This window comes from Mycobacterium sp. TH-M82 (assembly GCF_057473605.1).
Map to the genome: position 1 here is coordinate 1 of NZ_JBYCKY010000326.1, position 2,533 is coordinate 2,533.

The 2,533-nt window shown below is 68.6% G+C and carries 3 protein-coding genes and 1 pseudogene; 3 read left to right on the plus strand and 1 reads right to left on the minus strand.

Going from position 1 to position 2,533, the window contains the following annotated elements:
* Window positions 1-272: pseudogene (locus AC2VON_RS10240) on the plus strand (arylsulfatase); the annotation flags it as partial.
* 3 nt (window positions 273-275) lie between these two features.
* Window positions 276-1,160 carry a formylglycine-generating enzyme family protein gene (locus tag AC2VON_RS10245; RefSeq protein WP_486952857.1) on the plus strand — a complete coding sequence of 295 codons (885 nt, stop codon included), beginning with the start codon at window positions 276-278 and terminating at the stop codon, window positions 1,158-1,160.
* A gap of 118 nt (window positions 1,161-1,278) precedes the next feature.
* On the opposite strand, the gene AC2VON_RS10250 is transcribed toward AC2VON_RS10245, so the two are convergent.
* Entirely contained in the window at window positions 1,279-2,256 is a 978-nt protein-coding gene (locus tag AC2VON_RS10250; protein WP_486952858.1) for an aldo/keto reductase, read from the minus strand.
* A gap of 209 nt (window positions 2,257-2,465) precedes the next feature.
* On the opposite strand from AC2VON_RS10250, the gene AC2VON_RS10255 reads away from it, so the two are divergent.
* The coding region (locus AC2VON_RS10255) for an uL14 family ribosomal protein (protein ID WP_486952859.1) at window positions 2,466-2,533 on the plus strand (68 nt) is incomplete at its 3' end.

A 2,533-nucleotide genomic window follows, 5' to 3' on the forward strand; every position in this document is an offset into this window, starting at 1 on the left:
CGGGCAGCCACACCCCGGTCGGCGAGGCGTCGCTGTACGTCGACGACACCGTGGTCGCGACACTTCCGGAGATGATCACCCAACCGGGTGCGTTCGCGCTGGCCGGCGGTGGGGTGAGCGTCGGGCGCAATACCGGGCAGGCGGTGTCGTCGGCGTACACGGCGCCGTTCCCGTTCACCGGCGGCGTTATCGCCGACGTCACCGTCGACCTCAGCGGTGAGCCCTACGTCGACGTGGAAAAGGCACTGGCGGCGGTGTTTTCGCGGGACTGACGCATGCTGACCGAGCTGGTTCGGCTGCCGGGCGGGGCATATCGGATGGGATCGACCAGCTTTTATCCCGAAGAGGCCCCGATCCACACCGTGACGCTGGCCGCGTTCGCGGTGGAGCGCCATCCGGTCACCAACGCGCAGTTCGCCGAATTCGTCACGGAAACCGCCTATCTCACCGTTGCCGAGCGACCGATCGACCCGGCGCTGTATCCCGGAGTGGCGGATGACGATCTAGGGCCCGGCGGTCTGGTTTTCACGCCGACCAGCGGTCCGGTGGACCTGGCCGACTGGCGGCAGTGGTGGCGGTGGGTGCCCGGGGCCAATTGGCGGCACCCGTTCGGCCCGGGCAGCGATATCACGGACAGAGCCGATCACCCGGTGGTGCAGGTGGCCTACCCCGACGCCGCGGCCTACGCCCGGTGGGCGGGGCGACGGCTGCCGACAGAGGCTGAGTGGGAATACGCGGCCCGGGCTGAAACGGCCGCCACCTACCCGTGGGGGGAGCAGGAGCATCCCGGCGGGCAACTGATGGCCAACACCTGGCAGGGCCGCTTCCCGTACCGCAACGACGGTGCGCTCGGTTGGATGGGAACATCACCGGTCGGGACTTTTCCACCCAACGGATTCGGCCTTGTCGACATGATCGGCAACGTCTGGGAGTGGACGACCACCAGGTTCTCCCCCCACCACCGGCTGGAGCAGTCACCCGGGTCCTGCTGCACACCCATCGGGCCCGCCGATCCGGCCGTCAGCCAGACCCTCAAGGGCGGTTCGCACCTGTGCGCGCCGGAGTACTGCCATCGTTACCGGCCGGCCGCGCGGTCGCCGCAGTCGCAGGACAGCGCCACCACCCACATCGGGTTTCGGTGCGTGGCCGACGTGTCGTAGTACCGTGGCTGGGGCGTGCCGATGGCAGCCCCGGACGAGGTCGCCGTACCGAGTGCTTCAACCGACCGCAGCCGTCTTGTGCCGGGTCGGCAGCGACCGCCGCGCCCCGTCCACGCGGTTAGCGGTTCACGTGTGACATGTCCGGGTAACGATCCCCGGCGGCCGCGCCGACGGGCACGGCCTCATCGAGGCGGGCGCGATCCTTGCTGGACAAGACGATCTCCGCTGCCGCAACGTTCTCCTCCAGGTAGGAGCGTCGCTTGGTTCCCGGGATCGCGACGACGTCCTCGCCGGCGCCGAGCACCCATGCGAGGGCAAGCTGACCCGGCGTGCAATGGTGCTCGCGTGCGATCGCCCTGACGTGCTCCACCAGCTGCAGGTTGCGGTCGAAGTTCGCGCCCTGGAAGCGCGGACTGTGCATGCGGGAGTCGTCGTCGGCGAGGTTGGCGGGCTTGATGATCGCGCCGGTGAGAAATCCCCGGCCCAGTGGGCTGTAGGCGACCAGGCCGATCCCCAGCTCGCGGAGTGTCGGCAGGATGTCCTGCTCGACGTCGCGGGTCCACAGCGAGTACTCGCTCTGCAGCGCCGAGATCGGGTGCACGGCGTGCGCGCGGCGGATCGTCTCGGCGGAGGCCTCCGAGAGCCCCAGGTATCGGACCTTGCCGGTGGCGACCAGCTCGCTCATCGCGCCCACGGTCTCCTCGATCGGAACCCGGGGGTCGACCCGGTGCTGGTAGTAAAGGTCGATGTGGTCGACTCCCAACCGCCGCAACGAGGCGTCACAGCAGTCGTGGACGTAATCCGGGTGGCCGTTGACACCGCGGGCGGTGGGGTTGTTCGGGTCACGCACGATGCCGAACTTGGTCGCCAGGACCAGGTCGTCGCGCCGGCCGGCGATCGCCCGGCCGACCAGCACCTCGTTCGTGTGCGGCCCATACATGTCGGCGGTGTCGAACAACGTGACCCCCAACTCGAGTGCGCGGTGAATCGTGGCGATCGACTCGTCGTCGTCACCCTGCCCGTAGAACTCGGACATCCCCATGCAGCCGAGGCCCTCTGCCGCGACCTCCAAACCCTGCATTCCCAGCCGGCGCAGCTCCATGCCGGCGACGCTAGCACGCCGCCTCGGCGTGAATTTGGCGCTGAGCAGGTCCTCACCTAGACTCTAGGGGTTGCCGTGGGCAGACCTCGGCCGGCTTCGCCAGGTGAACGTCGGCCCTGCGTGCCCTTCGGCGACGAAGACCGTGCACGTTCGCGCTTGTCCGGCTCAGGTGTCCGCGCCTGCAACCACGTTGAGGAGATCTGGTGATTCAGCAGGAATCGCGGCTGAAGGTCGCCGACAACACCGGCGCCAAGGAGATCTTGTGCATCCG